This is a genomic window from Thermofilaceae archaeon (genome assembly GCA_038731975.1).
Classification (GTDB): Archaea; Thermoproteota; Thermoprotei; order Thermofilales; family Thermofilaceae; genus JANXEW01.
In genome coordinates, this window is sequence record JAVYQJ010000071.1 from 1 (window position 1) to 3,199 (window position 3,199).

Sequence of the window (3,199 nt, forward strand, 5' to 3'; positions counted from 1 at the left end):
CTCCCCTCCAGCGCGAGCTTGCTCTTCAAGCTCCTGACCAGGTCGCCCCTCAGCGAGAGCGTCACTTTGACCTTCCCGACCACCATACCGCCGGCAGTACATACGTACAGCAGTATATAAGTATCGCCCGGCGCCTTTAGCCTCCCGGCCTTCCCAGCCCCCATCCGGCGCACGCGCCGGTCTAGCCCCGCCTCCACGAGTGCAGAAACGGGGTTGTCCCGGGATGAGCTGCGGCGCCCCCTTAGGGGTACGGGGATTGCCGTCCCGTAGCCCAGCTGGCCGCCGGCTTCGCTCCGCGCGCTTCGGTAGAGCCGCTTTAGCGGGCGGGGCTCGAAGGTGAGCTAGGACCATTCAGCCGGGCTCGAGAGTTAGGTACACCGGCCTTCTCCTACCTCTCGATAGGCTGGCCTGAGTGGGGTTATGGAACTCATGACGGCTAGCAGCCTGGCGCCGTGGCTCCCCGAGCCTTGATTGCTTCGAGGAGCCCCTGCCTCATGCGCCTGCACTTGAACAGCGCCGGCGAGGTAGAGGGCTACGAGCCCCCGGCCGCCCCTCCAGACCACGCTCTTAATCGTGTCTAGGATTGCAGCCCCTCCCTGGGGCGGCGATCCTACCCTCGCCCTCCAGCTTGACCCTGCGGGCGCCGAGGGGGGGATGGAAGCCTCTCGTGTCCATCGCGTCTCGACCCCCTCGGCGCTCACTGGGAAGGTGGTGTAGTCGATGTAGCTGGTGTCTACGCTCCTCGTCCGCTGCTAGCCACTCACGGCCCCACTCCTCGCCGGGGGTGCTGCTGGCTCGATCTGGCGTCGTGCCTCCTGCCCGGCTCTCCTCAGCGCTTTGCCCCGGCTGCAGGGTCCGCGGGCTGTGGTTGTGGTGGGGAGTTAGCGTTAAAAGATATCTTTTGGATGATTTCTCGCGGCTGGATGTCTGCGCTACCGCTCTCTGAAGAGGAGAGGAGGATCTACGAGAGGATTGAGAGGGGCGGTGTCGAGGGCGTCGCGAAGAGCGAGGTCGTCAAAGGCAAGAGGAAGGAGGAGATCCTGGAGAGGTTGATCAATCGCGGGCTTGTTGTCGCGGAGAGGGTGGGTAGGGGGGTGCGCCTTTGGACAAGGGAGAACTACGAGAAGCGCAGGGGCGCTGCCCCTAGGGTCGACATCACGACGGTCTACGAGGAGGTTCTGCGCATCAGGGAGGCGGTGAAGGACCTTGCGGTCATCAGGGATGCCGTCATCGCGTTGACTCAGAAGGTGGACGAGCTGCTAGCCCTGAGCCGGGGCCGAGCCAGTCGAGTGACACTCGAGGAGTTCAAGCGGGAGCTTGACCGCGCGATAGGTGAGGTGGCCTCCCCGACCGGTTGGGCTGAGATGGCTGAGGTCAGGCGGGTGGTCTGCGCCCGGCTCGGCATCTCGCGCGACGAGTTCTACGAGCGCGTGACGGAGTTGATCGAAGCTTCGCCGGGTCGATACGAGCTTTCCCCCGGCGGCGGCGAGGGCGTCGTGCTTGGGGGCAAGCTGTACGGGCTGATCAGGAGGAGGTAGGGATGAGTGGATACCCGTATGGTCTCCGCGTGAACCCCTTCTTCCACGCCCCTGTCCCCAGCCCTGAGGTCGCGAAAGCCCTTGGAGGCCGTAGCTGGTTGGAGGCCAGGGAGAGGATACTGCAGTGCGTTAAGGAGATGAAGGAGGGGCTTAGCAGGGGCCAGGAGGGTTTCTCCGTTATTACGGTGGTGGGGCAGCCGGGTACCGGTAAGACCCATCTTTGCCTACACCTCAGGGCGCTGGCTAAGGAGGTAGGCTTCGAGTGCGCCTACGTCGACCTCACGAAAGTCGAAAGGAAGGACTTGAGGAGCATTTACAGGGGGATGCTGGACGACCTGAGGAAGACCAGGTTTTTTGAGAGGCTGAAGCAGGGCCTCATTCAGCGCCTGGTGGAAATGGCGGAAAAGGGGGATAGGAGGGCTGAGAGGGCCCTCCTCCCGAGCCTCCTCGACCGGATCCTGAGGAGGAGGCCCAGGGAGCTAATATCGAAGAGGGGGAGGTTAGACGCCCAGCTCGCCTCAGAGGTGCTGGAGCCCTGGGATCCCGAGCGGCGGGAGGGGGTCTTCAGGCTGCTGCTTGGTGACGTGGGTTGGTTCTACGGGCCTGAGGAACTCGAGGGGGTTTTGAGGAGGTTGAAGATCGTCACTTCGTTCTCCTGCACCTACCTGGGGAGGCCGGTTCTGTTGGAGGTTGACGAGGTGGACGCGAGCCGGCCTCTACTCGACGGCTTGAAGGCGCTGATAAACGACAGGCCCCCGGGGCTCCTGCTGATGGTCACGCTTCTCCCCTCAGTGGACATCCAGATCGGGAAGGAGGATCCCGCTCTCGCGGATCGGCTCCGCAGGGCCACCTTCCTCTGCGAGCTGTCGCAGCCGAGGGATCCGGAGGAGATGTGGGACATCATCAGAGCCTACCTGAGGTTTTTCGGGGCTAGGATGGCGGTGGAGGATGAGTCGATGCTCGGAGACTTCGTCAGGTTCCTCTACGCCGATTTCGGCGTCCGCGAGATAAGGGATGCCCTGGCCATCATGCGGGAGGCCTTTGAGCGCGCCAGAGGGGCCGAGAGGATCGGTGAGGAGGCTCTGAGCGAAGCGGTCAGGACAGTTCGACCCGCGGCCTCGCTGAGCGACAGCATCATGCGCATGACCCTGTACGACTACCACAGGATCCTCCGCACCAGGATGCGGACGCCGGAGGAGACTTCATCCAACCTTGCGGAGGCCCTAAGGAGCCTGGGGGCGTTCCTTGTCGAGACGGGGCGGCTCGCCTACTGCCACCCCAAGGCGAGGAGGATCGAGACTCCGGGCGGCGCGAGGCAGTTCCGCAGCGTCGACGTCTACTGGGAGGATAAGGCTGGCCGCGTGATCGTTCTGGACGTCAAGATCACGGGCAGCGGCTACCTGACGAAGCAGATGATCGAGAACGTCATCGACATAGCAAACCACAGCAGGGTCCACGAGGCAGTAGTTGTGAGCAACGCCGTGTGCTCCCTGGACATCCGACCCCCGAAGCTGCGAGCCGTGAAGCTCAGCGAGCGCAGGATAGCGGACTTCATCTACTTCAGCGAAAAGTACGCGGCGAGGAGCCTGACGCCGGATCAAATGAGCCGCGCGATAGAGCTCGTCAGGGAACTGGGGATCGAATTGGCGTAACCGCGATCC

The 3,199-nt window shown here is 63.5% G+C and carries 2 protein-coding genes; both read left to right on the plus strand.

Features of this window, described 5'->3' with window-relative positions:
• The first annotated feature begins 923 nt into the window (after nucleotides 1–923).
• The gene (locus QXF46_09500; GenBank protein MEM0227096.1) at nucleotides 924–1,538 is read left to right on the plus strand and encodes a hypothetical protein; all 615 of its coding nucleotides are present in this window, start codon (nucleotides 924–926) and stop codon (nucleotides 1,536–1,538) included.
• A gap of 2 nt (nucleotides 1,539–1,540) precedes the next feature.
• Nucleotides 1,541–3,190 (plus strand): ATP-binding protein, encoded by a 1,650-nt coding sequence (locus QXF46_09505; GenBank protein ID MEM0227097.1) that lies wholly within the window; start codon nucleotides 1,541–1,543, stop codon nucleotides 3,188–3,190.
• Nucleotides 3,191–3,199 lie beyond the last annotated feature (9 nt).